Genomic DNA, 14,595 nt, shown 5'->3' with positions numbered 1-14,595 from the left:
TAGTGGCGACGTAACAAGCGCGTCAACGACGTGTGCCCGTCTCGTCACGCCGGGTGCGTGGCCAATTCCCGCCACGCGACAACGGTTCTCGGCCCCTCCGAGGCCAGGACGTGCAGCGCCACATGATCGGCTCCCGCGTCGAGGTGCTCCCGGACGCGTCCGAGAATCCGGTCGACGTCACCCGCGACGACGAGCGCGTCGGCCAGCCGCTCGTCCGGATGGTCCACCGCGTATCCCAGTGCCCGCAACGACTTTTCCCGGTTCGGCAGGAAGTCCGGCACCGACGACCGGGCGAACCGCCGACCGCGTTCCCGGTCGCGGTCGAACACCGCCGCCATGTCGACGCCGAGGAACCCCTTCGCTCCCAGGGTTTCTCGCGCCGCCGCGGTGTGCTCGACCGGCATCCCGAACGGGAACGCGCCCATCGTCCGCTCGCCGGCCAGCGCGATCATCCGCGGCCCGAGTGACCCGAGGACGGTCGTCGGTTCGACCTGCTCGTGTTCGCCGACTCGTGGCGCTGGATCGAGCCGGTCGCGGGACTCGCCAAAGCCGCCGCACTGCGGACGCCGGGCGGGGCGCTCGCCCGGTTCTGGAACGGGTTCACCGTCGACGAGGCCGTGGTCGAGGTGCTTGACGCCGTGTACCGCGTCCACGCGCCGGAGGTCGTGCAGGTGTGGCGCTCGATCCCGGAACGGCCGCCGACCGTGGGCCTCGGCTCCGAGGAGACGCGGACCTACCGCTGGGACCGAGTGGTCACTGTCGACGAGTGGATCGCCACCGTGGCCACGATCAGCGACCACCAGCGCCTCGGCCCCCGCCTGGAACCGCTGCTGGCCGATCTGCGCCGCACGATCGTCCGGCTCGGCGGCACGGTGCCGGTTCGGCACCACGTCCACCTGGTGCTCACCCGCCAGGACTGAGTCAGACCCGGTCGAACACGAGGTCGAAGTCCTTGCGCCAGGTCGTGCCCTGGTCGTCGGAGGCTTCCCAGCGGCCCGTGAGCCGGTTCGGTTCGACGTCGGCCACGAACCGCTGGAACATGTCCGGGTCTTCGCGGGTCAGGGTCCAGCGGGTGCCGTCGAACTCCATGGCGAAGACCCGGCACACACCGCGTTCGTCGTGGTAGAGGGCCGTGTAGGCGTCGTTCGCGTCACTGCGGCCGAGCACCAGGACCATCTCGCTGGTGGCCTTGCCGACGTCGCCTTCCATGGTCCAGCGGAACACCACGACGGCGTCCGCGAGCCACTCCACCGCCGCCGACCCCGGCACCTCCAGGTCGGCGGGCTCCAGGAACCACGCGTTGCTCAACGTCGTCCGCCAAGCCCCGACCAGAACGTCCAACGCCTTCATGGCCTCGTTGCGCATGGGGACCAACCCTAGGCCGCTACCGCTCCACCAGCACCGCCAAGCCGTCCAGCACCCGCTCCAACCCGAACCGGTAAGCCTGATCGGGGTCGTACGCGGTGCCGTGCGCCTCGCCCGCCGCCGTCCCCACGCGCGTCGCCAGTGGATACGTCGCAGGGTCCAGGACGCGTTCCAACAACGGGGCGTTGGCCGCCCACCACTGGTCGTCCGTCATCGCGCTGTCCGCCTCCGCCGCGCGGGCGTCGGCCGCCGAGCGGGCCCACGCCTGGACGAACGCCAGCAGGTAGGTGAGGGACGAGTCCATCTCCACGTCCGTCAAGCCAAGACCGTCCAACGCCGTCAGCTCGTGCTCGTACTTCGCCATCTGGCCGGGGCCCAGCAGGGGGCGGGTGGTCGACACCCGCGCGGCCCACGGGTGGGTCTCGAACAGCGATCGGTTGTCGTGGGCCACCGCGCCGAGCCGGTCGCGCCACGGCAGGTCGGCGAGGGACGTGCGGGGCATGCGGGTGTACGCCGCGTCCAGCATCAGGTCCAGCAGTTCCGCTTTGCCGGGCACGTACGTGTACAGCGTCATCGCGACCACGCCCAGCGCTTGGGCGACCTTGCGCATCGTCAGCGCGTCCAGGCCCTCGGCGTCGGCCAGGGCGGTGGCGGCGTCGACCACCGCGTCGACCGTCAGGCCCTGCTTGGGGCCACGGCGGGGGACGGCGGCGGGGTCGCGCCAGAGCAGGTGGAGGGTGCGGGCGGGGTCGCCCGCGCTCGTCCGGTCGGCAGCCACGGGAATCCTTACTTTTTACAAGGTACAATGTACAACGTACAGAGAAAAGGAGCGCTCGTGCAGATCACCTCTTCCGCTGTGTCCCTCACCGTCGACGACGTGTCCGCCTCCACCCGTTTCCTCATCGACCACTTCGGCTTCCACGAGGTCATGGCCGCCGACGGCTTCGCCTCGCTGACCCGCGACGACGCGGGCCTGAACGTCATCTTCCTGCGTCGGGGCCTGTCGACGCTGCCGGACGACCAGCGCGACGCGCACGCCACCGGCCTCATCCTCGCCTTCGTCGTGGACGACCTCGAAGGCGAGCTGGCCCGGCTCCGGGCCGAGGGTGTCGCGATCACCATGCCGCTGACCTCCGAGGAGTGGGGCGAGCGGGCCTTCCAGGTCCGCGACCCCAACGGCGTCATCGTGCAGCTGGTGGACTGGAACGCGTGAGGAACGCCCGGAGCGCGGCGGTCGTCGCCTCCGGGGCCTCCTCCGGGAGGTAGTGGTCGGCGGGCAGGGCTTCGCCGCGCAGGTCGGAGGCGTACTCGCGCCACACGTCGAGCACGTCGTACGTCCGGCCGACGAAGCTCTGCCCGCCCCACAGCGCCAGCACGGGGCACGCCACCCGGCGGACGGGCGAGTCGTGCTCCAGGTCGATCGTGGCCGCCGCCCGGTAGTCGTCGCAGGAGGCGCTGATGGCTGCCGGGTCGGAGAAGCAGCGGACGTACTCGGCCATCGCGGCCGGGTCGAACGGCGTGCCGCCGTGGTGGCGGGCGGTCATCCGGGCGCGGATCCAGAACTCCGGGTCGCCGCCGATCAGCCGTTCCGGGATGCCGCCGCCCGCCGTGAGGAAGAACCAGTGGTAGTAGCCCTGGGCGAACGCGGCGTCGGCGGTGGCGTAGGCGTGCAGGGTCGGCACGATGTCCAGCACCGCCAGGCGCGTCACGACGTCCGGGTGGTCCAGCGCCATCCGGTGCGCGACGCGGCCGCCGCGGTCGTGGCCGACGACGGCGAACCGGTCGAAACCCAGTGAGGCCAGCACCTCCACCTGTTCGGCGGCCATCACCCGCTTCGCGTACCCGGCGGGCCCGGTGGCGGGTTTGTGGCTGTCGCCGTAGCCGCGCAGGTCGGTGGCGATGACGGTGTGGTCGGCGGCGAGCCGAGGGGCGACGTGGTGCCAGATCAGGTGGGTCTGGGGGTAGCCGTGCAGCAGCAGCACGGGCGGCCCGTCGCCCGCGACGGCGCAGTTGATCCCGTTGACCGTCCGGTAGGTGAAGGACTCCAGCTTCACAACGCCTCCAGCAGTGCGCGGGTGAACGTCTCCGTCGTGGCGGTGCCGCCGAGGTCGGGGGTGCGGACGTCGGTCGTCGCCAGGACGGTCGCGATGGCCGCCTCCACCTCGGCCGCCGCCTCGGGGTGGCCGAGGTGGTCGAGCATCATCGCCGCCGTCCAGACCGCGCCGATCGGGTTGGCGATCCCGCGTCCGGCGATGTCCGGCGCGGAGCCGTGGACGGGCTCGAACATCGACGGGAACTCCCGCTCCGGGTTGATGTTCGCGGCGGGCGCGATGCCGATGCCGCCCGCGACGGCCGCCGCGAGGTCGCTGAGGATGTCGCCGAACAGGTTCGAGCCGACGATCACGTCGAAGCGGGCCGGGTCGAGCACGAGCTTCGCGCACAGGGCGTCGATGTGCTCCTGGTCCCAGCGGACGTCGGGGTGCAGCGCGCCGCGCTCGGCGACCAGCTCGTCCCAGAACGGCAGCGTGTGCACGATCCCGTTCGACTTCGTCGCCGACGTCACGTGCCCGCGCCGGGTCGCGGCGAGGGTGAACGCGTAGTCGAGCACGCGGGTCACGCCAGCGCGGGTGAACACCGACTCCTGCACCGCCATCTCCTCGGGGAAACCGCGGTTGAGCCTGCCGCCGATCTCGCTGTACTCGCCCTCGACGTTCTCCCGGACCACCACGAACTCGACCTCGCCGGGCCGCGCCCCGCGCACCGGGCTCTCCAGCCCCTCGAACACCTGGATCGGCCGCAGGTTGACGTACTGCCGGAACCGCCGCCGGATCGGGATCAGCAGGCCCCACAACGAGATGTGGTCCGGAACGCCCGGCTGCCCGACCGCGCCGAGGAAGATCGCGTCGTGGTGGCGCACCCGCTCCAGGCCGTCGGCGGGCATCATCGCGCCCTCGCGGAGGTACCGCTCGCACGACCAGTCGAACTCGTCGTAGGCGAACGCGACGCCGTGGCGGGCGCCGACGGCGTCCAGCACGACGCGGGCGGCGGGGACGACTTCGCGACCGATGCCGTCGCCGGGGACGAGGGCGATCCGATGGGTGCTCATGCCCTCGATCGCACCAGTTCCACGGGGTCCGCGTCCAAGACCGGAACCCGGTCGTGGAGATAGGCCGGGCCTATCGGACGCCGCGGGCCACGGCCAGGAACGCCTCCGCGGCGGGCGTCACCGGTTCCCGCCGCGACACCAGCGCGAGGTGCAGGTGGGCCGGGGGCTCCAGGTCCAGCACGAGCGCGCCGGACAGCCGGGCGAGCGGCGTCCACGAGTCGGCCAGCACCGCCACGCCGACACCGCCGAGCACCAGCGGCAGGATCGCCTCGCGGTGCTCGGACTCCACGACCTCGGTCAGCTCCACGCCGTCCGCGCGGATCTCCTCGACCAGCGCGCGCATCCCCGTGCCGACCTGGCCGACGACCAGCCGCTGTCCCGCGAGGTCCGCCCGCCGCACGACCCCGTTCGCGGGCGCTGGCCAGTCGGCGGGCGTGACCAGCACGAACCGCTGCGTGCCGATGGCCTCCAGCACCACGCCCGCCGACGTCAGCGGCTCGCCGCTCGCCAGCAGCCCGACCTCGGTCACGCCGGTCCGCACCATCTCGACGACCGCGCCCGCCGTGGCCGCCGCCCTGATCCCGACCGTCATGCCGGGGTGCCGCTCGGTGAACGCCCGCACCATGCCGCTCAGCGGTTCCACGGCCTGCGACGGCATCGCGGCGACCTCGACGCGACCGGTCTCCAGGCCCGCCGCCGCCTCCACGCTCGACCGCGCCGCCGCCAGCCCGCGCACCACCTGGCGGGCGGGCTCGACCAGCGCGTGACCGGCCTGGGTCAGCACCAGCCGCCTGCCGACGCGGTGGAACAGGTCGTGCCCCAGGTCCCGTTCGAGCGCGCGGATCGACTGGGAGAGCGAGGGTTGCGCCACGAACAGCGCCTGCGCCGCCCGGTGCACCCCGCCGTGGTCGACCACGGCGAGGAAGTGCTCCAACCGCCGCGCGTCCACCGGCCGACCCTAACCGCCAAGTGGCGGTTCCTGCCCGCCGCGTGGCACTGTCGGCCGGGCTGTCGACGGGCCGACGATGGTGTGGTGGCCACACCGGGGTGGCCCGAACCCGAGGAGATTCCGATGACCACCACCGAATCCGACTCGACCCGCGTGGGCCCGCCGCCGCCGTTCGACCCCGAGCTGGCCGCCGCGCTGGAGACGCTGGCGGACCTGCCCAGCACGATCACCGCCGACCTCATCCCGCTGATGCGCGAGGGCATGGGCCTGCGCGACGCGTCGGACGAGGAACTCGCCCGCGACGGCGCGTTCGAGGTGTCCGAGCGGACCGCGCCCGGACCGCACGGCGACGTCCCGCTGCTGGTGCTGAAGCCGACCGGCTCGCGACCCCTGCTCGGCGCGCTCTACTACGTCCACGGCGGCGGCATGGTCATGGGCACCAACCGCGGCGCCGACTCGACCAAGGCCTTCGACCTCGCGCAGGAGCTGGGCCTGGTCGTCGTGTCCGTCGACTACCGGCTCGCCCCCGAGCACCAGCACCCCGTCCCGGTCGACGACTGCTACGCCGGTCTGCTGTGGACGGTCGAGCACGCCGACGAGCTGGGCTTCGACCCCGAGCGCGTCGTGATCGGCGGCGCCAGCGCCGGTGGCGGCCTCGCCGCCGCGACCACGTTGATGGCCCGCGACCGCGGCGGCCCCGCGCTCGCCGCGCAGCTGCTGTTCTGCCCGATGCTCGACGACCGCAACGAGTCGGTGTCCGCCCGGCAGATGGTCGGCCGCGGCATCTGGGACCGCACGTCCAACGACATGGGCTGGACCGCGCTGCTCGGCGACGAGCGCGGCGGACCGGAGGTGTCGCCGTACGCCGCTCCCGCCAGGGCCACCGACCTCTCCGGACTGCCGCCCACCTACCTCGACGTCGGTTCCGCGGAGACGTTCCGCGACGAGGTCGTCGCGTACGCGTCGCGCATCTGGGCGGCGGGCGGCGAGGCCGAGCTGCACGTGTGGCCCGGCGGGTTCCACGGCTTCGAGCTGCTGGCGCCGAACGCGCTGATCTCGCGGACCGCCTCCGGCCCGCGCGGTCCGTGGCTGCGCCGGGTACTCGGCGCCTGATCCGGTGGCAAGATGAACTGGTGGAAGACCTCGTCGGCAGGCTGAGCGCGCTTGATCCCGACGCGGGCGCCGCGATCAAGGTGATCGCGTACTTCGACCGCCTGGTCGAGGGCCGCGCCGGACTGGAACCCATCGTGCGGGGCGCCGCCGTGCTCACCGGCTGTCCCGCCCGGCTCGTCGACGACGAGCGCGGGGTGAGCGTCCGGGTCGACGCCAAGGGCGTGGTCGACCCGGACGCGGGCCCGCCCGACCCGGCGTGGCTCAGCGCCCCGCTGCACCCCGGCGGTCCGCCCGCCCTCTGGCTCGAACGCGCAGGCCCGGCGGGCCCGGTCGAGGCGATGGTCCTCGAACGGGCCCTGTCGGCGGCGCGTGGAGCGCTCGCCCGGACCCGTGGTCCCGCTCCGGCCGACGACGTGGCCGCGGTGCTGGACGCCGCGGTCGACGAGCGGTCCCGGCTCCGGGCCGCCCGCAGGCTCGGTCTCGGCGCGACGGCCAGGGCCGTCGCCGTGGACGGTGGGCGGGCGAAGGTGCTGACCGCGGACCAGGAAGTGCCCTCCACCAGGGCGGGTGTCGGCCCGACCGTGCCGGTGGCGGACCTGCCGTCGTCGTGGGCCGCTGCCAGGACGGCGCTGCGGTTCGCCGCGGAGGGCGACGAGCAGGACCCCGGCCCGAGCGTCGTGCACGCCGACGAACTGGGCGGTCTGGCCGTGCTCGCCGCGACCGTCGGTCCCGGCAGCGAGCCCATTTCCGACGTCCGCGACCTCGAACGCGCCCGGTCCACGGCGCCGTGGGCGCTGGCCACGCTCGTCGCGGTCGCGACCACCGCGAGCCTCCGCACCGCCGCCACGACGTTGGTGGTGCACCACTCCACGTTGCAGGACCGGTTGGCCCACGTGGAGGAACTGCTCGGCTGGTCGGTTCGGGATCCCGCTGGAAAACTGCGCCTGCAACTTGCAGTCGCCCTACGCCGCCTGCATCAACATCCGTAGCAGACCATTGTGGACGGTTGAGCGGCACTTTCCCTCGCAACAATCCATGTCTGCAAGCGGTTGCAGGCCGTAGCATTGGATTTCGTGAGCGAGACGACCGGTCTGAGAGACAGGGCAAGACGTGCGATGCGGGCCGAGGTTTCGGTGGTGGCGCTGGAACTCTTCGCCGAACGCGGCTTCGACAGCACGACGGTGGACGACATCGCCCGCGCCGCCGGAATGTCGCGGACCAGCTTCTTCCGCTACTTCCCGACCAAGGAGGACGTCGTACTGGGGCACCTCGACGAGCTGGGGCGGTCGATGGCCCGCACGCTCGCGGACCGGCCGGTCGACGAGGACCCGTGGGAGACCCTGCGCCTGGGCTGCCGGGCCGCGTACGAGAACGCCCCGCGGCAGGCGTTGAGCCTGGGCCGGATGCTCCGCGACACCCCGTCGCTCAAGGCCCGCCAGCAGGAGAAGCAGGCGCGCTGGCAGGACCTGTTCATCCCCGAGATCGCCACCAGGCTGGGCCTGTCCGACGACCCGCGCGACCCCCGCCCCCGTGCGCTGGTGGCGGCGGGCCTCGCGTGCCTCGACGCCGCGTTCCAGGCCTGGACGGCCGCCGACGGCGCGGTCGGGATGGAGGTCCTCGTCGACCGCGCGTTCGCCGTGGTGGCCCCTCGACGCGGTTAGTCCACTGTGGACGGATTCGGGGCCGCCAGCAGGCGCTTCGCGGCGTCCAGGATCTCGTCCGAGATCGGGTCGCCCGCCGTGGCCCGTGACAGCATGAGCGCGCCCACCATGGTGCACAGCGTGGTGATCTGGTGGTCGCGGTCGGTCGGGTCGTCGTCGAAGTCGGCCAGCTTCAGCACGAACCCGCGCACTCCTTCGGTGTAGGTGGCGCGCAGCGCGCTGTCCGCGCCCTCGTGGGCGACCTCGCCCGCCAACGCGGTGGTCGGGCAGCCCGTGCCCGGATCGTCGCGGTGCTCGGGGGACAGGTAGTCGTCCAGCATCTCCCGGCGGGCCGCGGTGTGGTCGTCGGGGTGGCGCTCGGTGAACCCCAGCATCTCCCGGCCCCGCTCGTCGAGCGCGGCCGCCGCGGCTTCGGCGGCCAGCGCCTCCTTCGAGGCGAACTGGCGGTAGAAGCCGCCGTGCGTCAGGCCGACGTCGGCCATCAGGTCGGACAGGCTGACGCCGTGCACGCCGCGTTCCCGGAAGAGCCGCGCGGCGGCGGTGACGACCTGTTCGCGGTGCGCGGCCGCGTCGGCGCGTGATGCCCGTCCCATGCCCACCAGTATATATGACACCCATCATCGAACCGCTTGACGAGAATAGATGTTGGCCATAATCTAACGACACCACGAGCTGACCGAGGAGTCGAGCATGTTCCAGTCCGACCAAGCCGAGACCCAGTACGCCGACGGGTTCGCCTACCGCGTCCTCGGACCCGAGGGCGGTGTCCCGCTGGTGCTGCTGAACCGCCTCCGCGGCACGATCGACCACTGGGACCCGGCGTTCCTCGACGACCTGGCCAAGGAGCGCCGGGTCGTCGTCTTCGACAACGAGGGCGTCAACGCCTCCGAGGGGCGGATCCCGGACAGCGTCGAGGCGATGGCGGCGGGCGCGGTCCGGTTCCTCCGCGCGCTCGGCCTGACCGAGGTCGACCTGCTGGGGTGGTCCATGGGCGGGTTCGTCGCGCAGAGCGTGGCGCTCGACCACCCCGAGCTGGTGCGGAAGCTGATCGTCGCGGGCTCGTCGCCCGGTGGCGTGCCCGACTCGCCCGCCTTCCCCGACGAGATCACCGCGAAGGTCGGCGCGGCCGTGAGCGGGGAGCGCAACGGCGACGAGGACTTCCTGTTCCTCTTCTTCCCCGAGGAGGCGTGGGACCTCGGCCGCGCGTCGCTGCGCAGGCTCGACGCGCGGTTGTCCGCTTCGGGCGCCGACGTGCCGCTGGAGGGCGTCGGCACCCAGTGGGCCGCGATCCAGAAGTGGGTGGCGGGCGGCGCGTGGTCCCGGCTGCCCGAACTGCGGGCTCCCGCCCTGTACGCCAACGGCGCGCACGACGTCATGGTCACCTCGTACGACACGTACGCGGCGGGCACGCGCGTCGCGGACTCGCGGGTGGTGCTCTACGGCGACGCGGGCCACGCGTTCCTGTTCCAGCACCCCGAGGAGTTCGGCGGCGTGGTCCGGGACTTCCTGCGCTAGGACGCGCGAACGCCGATCGTCCTCAGTGGACGATCGGCGTTCGGTGTCAGTGGCGCCAGGGCGGTGCGGAGCGGTGCATCTGTTCTCCCGGTGGGGTCAGACGGCGAGTGCGATGGTGTGGCCGGTGTGCTCGACCTTGGCGCGCAGGTAGCCGACGTTGCTGGCGGTCTCGAAGACGCCGGTCGGCACGTGGTTGCGGACCGTGATGCCGTGCGACTCCAGCTGCGCGCCCTTGTCGGGGTTGTTGGACAGCAGGTCGATGGTGTCGATGCCCAGCGCGGTCAGCATCTGCGCGGCGGCGGTGTAGTCGCGGCCGTCCTCTGGCAGGCCGAGCGCGCTGTTGGCCTCGTAGGTGTCCAGGCCGCGGTCCTGGAGGGCGTACGCGTCGAGCTTGTTGTACAGCCCGATGCCCCGGCCCTCCTGGCGCAGGTAGAGCAGCACGCCGCCCTCGGTCGACAGCCGTTCGACGGCTTCGCGGAGCTGGGGGCCGCAGTCGCAGCGGGCCGAGCCGAACACGTCGCCGGTCAGGCACTCCGAGTGCATTCGCACCAGCGGCGCGGGGCTGGCGGCCGGGTCGCCGAAGACCAGTGCCACGTGCTCGGCCTGGTCGGCGAGGCCGTGGAAGGTCACCGTGTCGGCCGCGGTGGAGAAGCCGTCGCCGAACCGCAGGGGGACCCGGACGCTGGTGCGAACCGTGGCGCGGGCGGTGAGGGAGGCGGTCATGGCGGGCTCCGATCGACGACAAGTTCGTATTTCAACTACCGGAACGACACTACGCCGGTAGTTTGAATTTGAACGATGACTGTGGCGCTGGCCACAGCCTGTCGAGACGCCGGTCAGAGGACGACGAGCTGGGCCTGGTCGAACGCCACGGCCAGGTCCGCCTCGATCCGCGCGGCGGCCTCGCGCAACGGCGGCAGCAGCCGGTCGACCGTCTCCTCGGGAGTGTCGCGGCCGACGTGCAGCGCCATGTTCACCGCCGCCACCACGGTCCCGGCCCGGTCGCGCACCCCGACGGCCAACGACCGCAGCCCGTCCTGCAACTCCTCGTCCACCATCGCCCAGCCCTGCGCCGCCACGGCCCCCACCGCGGCCGTCAGGTCCTCGGTGGACACGAGCGTGCGCCGGGTCAACGCCGTCCGGTCGGCCCGGTCGAGCGCCGCTGCCCGCTCGGCGGCCGGCAGGCCCGCCAGCAGCACGCGGCCCATCGACGTGGCGTACGCGGGGAACCGGGTGCCGATCGCGATGTCGATCCGCATGATCCGGGTGGTCGCCACCCGCGCCACGTACCGCACCTGGTCGCCGTCGAGGACCGCCATCGACACCGACTCGCCGACGACGGCCGCGAGGTCGGCCAGGTGCGGCTGGGCGATCTCGGCCAGCGTCAGCGACGACAGCCGCGAGTACCCGAGGTCCAGCACGGTCGGCCGCAGGGTGAACAGCCTGCCGTCGCTCTCCGCGTACCCGGTCTCCCGCAGCACGAGCAGCGCCCGCCGGGCGGTGGCGCGGGGGAGGCCGCTCGCCGCGGCCGCCGCGGAGATCGTCAGCCCGCCGGGCGCGAACCGGAACGCCTTGAGCACGGCGATCCCGCGCGCCAGCGTCTCCAGGAACTCCATGCCCAGCTCGTCCTTCGTGGACCGCAGCTCACCCGCCGTCGGCACCGCCCGCTCGTCCGACGCGTGCGGCCGCCGGAGCGCGGCCTCCATGTCCCGCACGGCCGCCCGCAGCGCGGGCAGCACGGCGTCCGGGAAGGACTTCGCGGTGTGCCTGCTGGTGTGGCTGAGCACGCTCACGGCCGCGACCTGCCGTCCGCCCGGATCGTGGACGGGCGCGGCGATGGCCAGCAGGCCCGGCTCGACCCACTGGTCGTCCAGCGACCACCCCTGCACCGCGGCCTCGGCGACCCGCGCGCGGAACTCGGCCTCGCGGTCCGGTGACGCGTCGGTCAGCGTCGGCACGGCGGGGAACCCGGCGTCCAGCGGGTCGGAGGTCCGGCGGTCGCGCCACGCCTCGTACCGGTGCTCCTCCCACGTGGTCGCGAGCACGACGCCCGCGGCGCTGCGGTCGTCCGGCAGCAGGCCTCCCACGTGGAACGCGAGGTACATGGCCCGGCGTCGGGTGGACTGAGCGATGAGCCGCGCCCCGTCGGCGTCCGGCACGGCCAGCGACACCGACTCGTCCAGCTCGTCCGCGAGCCGCGTCACGAGTGGCGCGAGTGGACCGACGAGTCCGCACGACGCGAGGTAGGCGTTGCCGAGTTCCATCGCGCGCGGCGCGAGCACGAGGTCCTGGCCCTCGGCGCGCAGGAAACCCAGGTGCAGCAACGTCGTGGTGATCCGGTCCACAGTGGACCGGGCGAGGCCGGTGGCCTTCGTGAGGTCGACGCGGCGCATCCGGGGCTCGGGTTCGGCGGCGACCGCGTGCAGCACCGCGAGGCCCCGTTCGAACGGGCCCGCGGTGTCCTCGGCCGGTTCCCGCACGTCAGACCCCGTCCGATCAGGACCGGACCTTTGTGGCCACGGTGCTCCCGACATCGTAGATGTGCGCCTCTTGACGCATCTGGGTCGCCGGGCCCACACTCCGCTGCAAGCTTAGCGAAATAAATTTCGCCAGGCGAACACCCGCTCATCAGGTCGAAGGAGCCCTCCATGAGCAGTCCAGCGCTCACCCGTGCTGATATCGCCCGCCACGCGGCGTTCGAGTTCGTCCTCACCACCACGCTGCTGTTCGTCGTGGTGAGCCTGGTCCGCTGGCTCGGCCACCCGGCGTCGCCGCTGTCCATCGCGAACCCCTCCGCGCTGTTCGCGGTGGCCGGGGCGCTGGTGGCGGTGCTGATCGCGGGCCTGATGTACAGCCCGCTCGGCCACCGGTCCGGCGGTCACATGCACCCCGGCGTGACGCTGTTCGTCTGGCTCGGCGGCGGGCTGCCCGGCGCGGCCGTCGTGCCGTACGTGGTGGCGCAGCTGGCGGGGTCCATCGCGGGCGCGGGCCTCGCGCGGCTGGTCTGGGGGCCCGCCGTCACGCAGGTCGGCTACGCCGCCGTGGGCTCCGGGCTCGGCGACGTCGGCCTGTTCCTCGCCGAGTCGCTGCCGGTCGCGGCGATCTTCGTCGTGGTCTCGTTCTTCCTGCCCCGCCCCGAGACCGCGCGGTTCGTGCCGGTCGTCATCGGGGTCGGGGTCGGCCTCACGATCGCGTTCCTGGCCTCCGTCAGCGGCGCCTCGGTGAACCCGGCCCGCCAGCTCGGGCCCGCGCTGTTCGCCGGGCAGACCCACGGGCTGTGGATCTACCTGACCGCGCCCGTGGTGGCGCCGCTGGTCGTCGCGCTCGTGCTCCGCGCCGTGCGAAGGTCGGTCTCACCGTCACAGGTGTGAGTCGACGTTTCCCCATTTTGTTCGAATGAGAACGACCCTAGGAGCGACCTCGTGACCATCACCCGCGAACTGTTCATCGGCGGCGAGGACGTGCCCGCGCTGGACGGGCGCACCACCCAGGACCTCAACCCGTACACCGGCGAGGTCTACGCGACGGTCGCCGCGGGCGGCGCCGCCGACATCACCCGCGCGGTCGACGCGGCCGAGGCGGCGTTCCCGGCGTGGGCCGCCACGCCCCCGTCGGCCCGGCGCGCGATCTTCCTCAAGGCGGCCGACGTCTTCGAGGCCCGCACCGCGGACGCGATCGCGGTCATGGCGGGCGAGGTCGGCGGGGTGGCGGGCTGGGCGGGCTTCAACGCGGCACTGGCCACGAACATCCTGCGCGAGGCGGCCGCCGCGATCTCCCAGCCGGTCGGCGAGGTCCTGACCAGCGACACCGGCGGCCAGCTGTCACTGGCGGTGCGCCAGCCGGTCGGCGTGGTCGGCGCGTTCTCGCCGTGGAACGCGCCCCTGATCCTGGGCATCCGGGCCGTCGCCGTGCCCATCGCCGTCGGCAACACCGTCGTCCTCAAGCCCAGCGAGGACGCCCCGATCGCCTGCGGCCTGTTCCTCGCCGACGTGCTGCGCGAGGCGGGCCTCCCGGCGGGCGTGCTCAACGTCGTGACCAACGCCCGCGAGGACGCCGCCGCCGTCGCCGAGGCGCTGATCTCGGACAAGCGCGTCCGGGTCGTCAACTTCACCGGCTCCACGAACGTCGGCCGAATCGTCGGCACGACCGCCGCCCAGCACCTCAAGCCCGCCGTGCTGGAACTCGGCGGCAAGAACGCCGTGCTGGTGCTGGACGACGCTGACGTCGACTACGCGGTGAACGCGGTGGCGTTCGGCGCCTTCCACAACGCGGGCCAGATCTGCATGTCCGCCGACCGGGTGCTGGTGCACCGCTCGATCGCCGAGGAGTTCACCGCCAAGCTCGCGGCCAAGGTCGCGGCGCTCCCGCACGGCGACCCGGCCGATCCGGGCACGGTCGTCGGCCCGGTGATCAACGACCGGGCCGCGAAGCGGGTCGCCGACCTGGTGCAGGACGCCGTGGCGCTCGGCGCTCGGGTCCGCGCGGGCGGTGGCGAGCCGGACGGCACCCGGTACGCCGCGACCGTGCTGGACCAGGTGACGCCGGAGATGCGCGTCCACCGCGAGGAGATCTTCGGGCCGGTCGTCACGGTCCTCACCGTCGACTCGGACGACGAGGCCGTCGCCCTCGCCAACGACACCGACTACGGCCTGACCGCGGGAGTGCTCACCGAGGACACCCGCCGCGGCTTCGCCCTCGCCCGCAGGCTGCGCACCGGGATCGTCCACGTCAACAACCAGACCGTGGACGACGAGCCGCAGGCCCCGTTCGGCGGCGTCGGGTCCACCGGGTACGGCCGGTTCGGCGGCCGCTGGGCGGTGGAGGCGTTCACGAACACCCGCTGGATCACCGTCGCGGGCGAGCACAACCACTTCCCGTTCTAGACC

At 72.9% G+C, this 14,595-nt stretch carries 17 protein-coding genes; 8 read left to right on the top strand and 9 right to left on the bottom strand.

The annotated features are described in order from the left end of the window. Nucleotides 1-44: 44 nt before the first annotated feature. The gene (locus ACFWW9_RS36325) at nucleotides 45-452 is read right to left on the bottom strand and encodes a hypothetical protein (RefSeq protein WP_390386861.1); all 408 of its coding nucleotides are present in this window, start codon (nucleotides 450-452) and stop codon (nucleotides 45-47) included. A gap of 45 nt (nucleotides 453-497) precedes the next feature. On the opposite strand from ACFWW9_RS36325, the gene ACFWW9_RS36320 reads away from it, so the two are divergent. Further along, nucleotides 498-920 carry a hypothetical protein gene (locus tag ACFWW9_RS36320; protein ID WP_390386860.1) on the top strand — a complete coding sequence of 141 codons (423 nt, stop codon included), beginning with the start codon at nucleotides 498-500 and terminating at the stop codon, nucleotides 918-920. Nucleotide 921: 1 nt separating this feature from the next. Here the strand turns inward: ACFWW9_RS36320 and ACFWW9_RS36315 are convergent, their stop codons facing one another. Together ACFWW9_RS36315 and ACFWW9_RS36310 are read right to left on the bottom strand one after the other, a co-directional pair. Further along, on the bottom strand, nucleotides 922-1,365 hold the full coding sequence (locus tag ACFWW9_RS36315; RefSeq protein WP_390386859.1) for a hypothetical protein: 444 nt from the start codon (nucleotides 1,363-1,365) through the stop codon (nucleotides 922-924). A 19-nt stretch (nucleotides 1,366-1,384) separates the two neighbouring features. Then, complete coding sequence (locus tag ACFWW9_RS36310) at nucleotides 1,385-2,143, bottom strand: TetR/AcrR family transcriptional regulator (RefSeq protein WP_390386858.1); 759 nt, start codon at nucleotides 2,141-2,143, stop codon at nucleotides 1,385-1,387. Between the two features lie 57 nt (nucleotides 2,144-2,200). On the opposite strand from ACFWW9_RS36310, the gene ACFWW9_RS36305 reads away from it, so the two are divergent. Next, entirely contained in the window at nucleotides 2,201-2,578 is a 378-nt protein-coding gene (locus ACFWW9_RS36305; protein WP_390386857.1) for a VOC family protein, read from the top strand. On the opposite strand, the gene ACFWW9_RS36300 is transcribed toward ACFWW9_RS36305, so the two are convergent. The 3 genes from ACFWW9_RS36300 to ACFWW9_RS36290 all read right to left on the bottom strand — a co-directional run bounded on the left by ACFWW9_RS36300 (nucleotide 2,547) and on the right by ACFWW9_RS36290 (nucleotide 5,420). After that, the gene (locus tag ACFWW9_RS36300) at nucleotides 2,547-3,419 is read right to left on the bottom strand and encodes an alpha/beta fold hydrolase (protein WP_390386856.1); all 873 of its coding nucleotides are present in this window, start codon (nucleotides 3,417-3,419) and stop codon (nucleotides 2,547-2,549) included. The two genes, ACFWW9_RS36305 and ACFWW9_RS36300, sit on opposite strands and share 32 nt — an antisense overlap. Next, on the bottom strand, nucleotides 3,416-4,471 hold the full coding sequence (locus ACFWW9_RS36295) for a tartrate dehydrogenase (RefSeq protein ID WP_390386855.1): 1,056 nt from the start codon (nucleotides 4,469-4,471) through the stop codon (nucleotides 3,416-3,418). The genes ACFWW9_RS36300 and ACFWW9_RS36295 overlap by 4 nt, the downstream gene beginning before the upstream one ends. 70 nt (nucleotides 4,472-4,541) lie before the next feature. Further along, entirely contained in the window at nucleotides 4,542-5,420 is an 879-nt protein-coding gene (locus tag ACFWW9_RS36290; protein WP_390386854.1) for a LysR family transcriptional regulator, read from the bottom strand. Between the two features lie 123 nt (nucleotides 5,421-5,543). Here ACFWW9_RS36290 and ACFWW9_RS36285 point away from each other — a divergent pair, with 123 nt between their 5' ends. The 3 genes from ACFWW9_RS36285 to ACFWW9_RS36275 all read left to right on the top strand — a co-directional run bounded on the left by ACFWW9_RS36285 (nucleotide 5,544) and on the right by ACFWW9_RS36275 (nucleotide 8,194). Beyond that, nucleotides 5,544-6,533, top strand: a complete 990-nt coding sequence (locus ACFWW9_RS36285; protein WP_390386852.1) for an alpha/beta hydrolase — start codon at nucleotides 5,544-5,546, stop codon at nucleotides 6,531-6,533. Nucleotides 6,534-6,553: 20 nt separating this feature from the next. Further along, nucleotides 6,554-7,522, top strand: a complete 969-nt coding sequence (locus ACFWW9_RS36280) for a helix-turn-helix domain-containing protein (RefSeq protein ID WP_390386851.1) — start codon at nucleotides 6,554-6,556, stop codon at nucleotides 7,520-7,522. A gap of 147 nt (nucleotides 7,523-7,669) precedes the next feature. Beyond that, nucleotides 7,670-8,194: a TetR family transcriptional regulator gene (locus tag ACFWW9_RS36275; RefSeq protein ID WP_390386849.1), complete on the top strand. Its 525-nt coding sequence runs from the start codon at nucleotides 7,670-7,672 to the stop codon at nucleotides 8,192-8,194. On the opposite strand, the gene ACFWW9_RS36270 is transcribed toward ACFWW9_RS36275, so the two are convergent. After that, nucleotides 8,191-8,787 carry a TetR/AcrR family transcriptional regulator gene (locus tag ACFWW9_RS36270; protein WP_390386847.1) on the bottom strand — a complete coding sequence of 199 codons (597 nt, stop codon included), beginning with the start codon at nucleotides 8,785-8,787 and terminating at the stop codon, nucleotides 8,191-8,193. The genes ACFWW9_RS36275 and ACFWW9_RS36270 overlap by 4 nt on opposite strands. 97 nt (nucleotides 8,788-8,884) lie before the next feature. Here ACFWW9_RS36270 and ACFWW9_RS36265 point away from each other — a divergent pair, with 97 nt between their 5' ends. Continuing rightward, nucleotides 8,885-9,709 carry an alpha/beta fold hydrolase gene (locus ACFWW9_RS36265; protein ID WP_390386846.1) on the top strand — a complete coding sequence of 275 codons (825 nt, stop codon included), beginning with the start codon at nucleotides 8,885-8,887 and terminating at the stop codon, nucleotides 9,707-9,709. Between the two features lie 96 nt (nucleotides 9,710-9,805). Here ACFWW9_RS36265 and ribA read toward each other — a convergent pair whose 3' ends face one another. Together ribA and ACFWW9_RS36255 are read right to left on the bottom strand one after the other, a co-directional pair. Continuing rightward, complete coding sequence (gene ribA / locus ACFWW9_RS36260) at nucleotides 9,806-10,432, bottom strand: GTP cyclohydrolase II (protein WP_390386845.1); 627 nt, start codon at nucleotides 10,430-10,432, stop codon at nucleotides 9,806-9,808. Nucleotides 10,433-10,545: 113 nt separating this feature from the next. After that, complete coding sequence (locus ACFWW9_RS36255) at nucleotides 10,546-12,189, bottom strand: IclR family transcriptional regulator C-terminal domain-containing protein (protein ID WP_390386843.1); 1,644 nt, start codon at nucleotides 12,187-12,189, stop codon at nucleotides 10,546-10,548. Nucleotides 12,190-12,357: 168 nt separating this feature from the next. Here ACFWW9_RS36255 and ACFWW9_RS36250 point away from each other — a divergent pair, with 168 nt between their 5' ends. Next, nucleotides 12,358-13,080 carry an aquaporin gene (locus tag ACFWW9_RS36250; RefSeq protein WP_390386842.1) on the top strand — a complete coding sequence of 241 codons (723 nt, stop codon included), beginning with the start codon at nucleotides 12,358-12,360 and terminating at the stop codon, nucleotides 13,078-13,080. A 51-nt stretch (nucleotides 13,081-13,131) separates the two neighbouring features. Further along, on the top strand, nucleotides 13,132-14,592 hold the full coding sequence (locus ACFWW9_RS36245) for an aldehyde dehydrogenase family protein (protein ID WP_390386841.1): 1,461 nt from the start codon (nucleotides 13,132-13,134) through the stop codon (nucleotides 14,590-14,592). Nucleotides 14,593-14,595: the final 3 nt, after the last annotated feature.

Origin of the sequence: Umezawaea sp. NPDC059074 (assembly GCF_042738955.1) — a bacterium.
Lineage (GTDB): Bacteria > Actinomycetota > Actinomycetes > Mycobacteriales > Pseudonocardiaceae > Umezawaea.
The sequence above is the reverse complement of the archived record's forward strand: the minus strand, read 5'-3'. Positions and strand labels throughout refer to the sequence as shown.

Coding starts and splice junctions, on each gene's coding strand:
- ACFWW9_RS36250 (WP_390386842.1), top strand. CDS start 12,358: ATGAGCAGTCCAGCGCTCACCCGTGCTGATATCGCCCGCCACGCGGCG.
- ACFWW9_RS36265 (WP_390386846.1), top strand. CDS start 8,885: ATGTTCCAGTCCGACCAAGCCGAGACCCAGTACGCCGACGGGTTCGCC.
- ribA (WP_390386845.1), bottom strand. CDS start 10,432: ATGACCGCCTCCCTCACCGCCCGCGCCACGGTTCGCACCAGCGTCCGG.
- ACFWW9_RS36325 (WP_390386861.1), bottom strand. CDS start 452: ATGATCGCGCTGGCCGGCGAGCGGACGATGGGCGCGTTCCCGTTCGGG.
- ACFWW9_RS36295 (WP_390386855.1), bottom strand. CDS start 4,471: ATGAGCACCCATCGGATCGCCCTCGTCCCCGGCGACGGCATCGGTCGC.
- ACFWW9_RS36285 (WP_390386852.1), top strand. CDS start 5,544: ATGACCACCACCGAATCCGACTCGACCCGCGTGGGCCCGCCGCCGCCG.
- ACFWW9_RS36315 (WP_390386859.1), bottom strand. CDS start 1,365: ATGCGCAACGAGGCCATGAAGGCGTTGGACGTTCTGGTCGGGGCTTGG.
- ACFWW9_RS36270 (WP_390386847.1), bottom strand. CDS start 8,787: ATGGGACGGGCATCACGCGCCGACGCGGCCGCGCACCGCGAACAGGTC.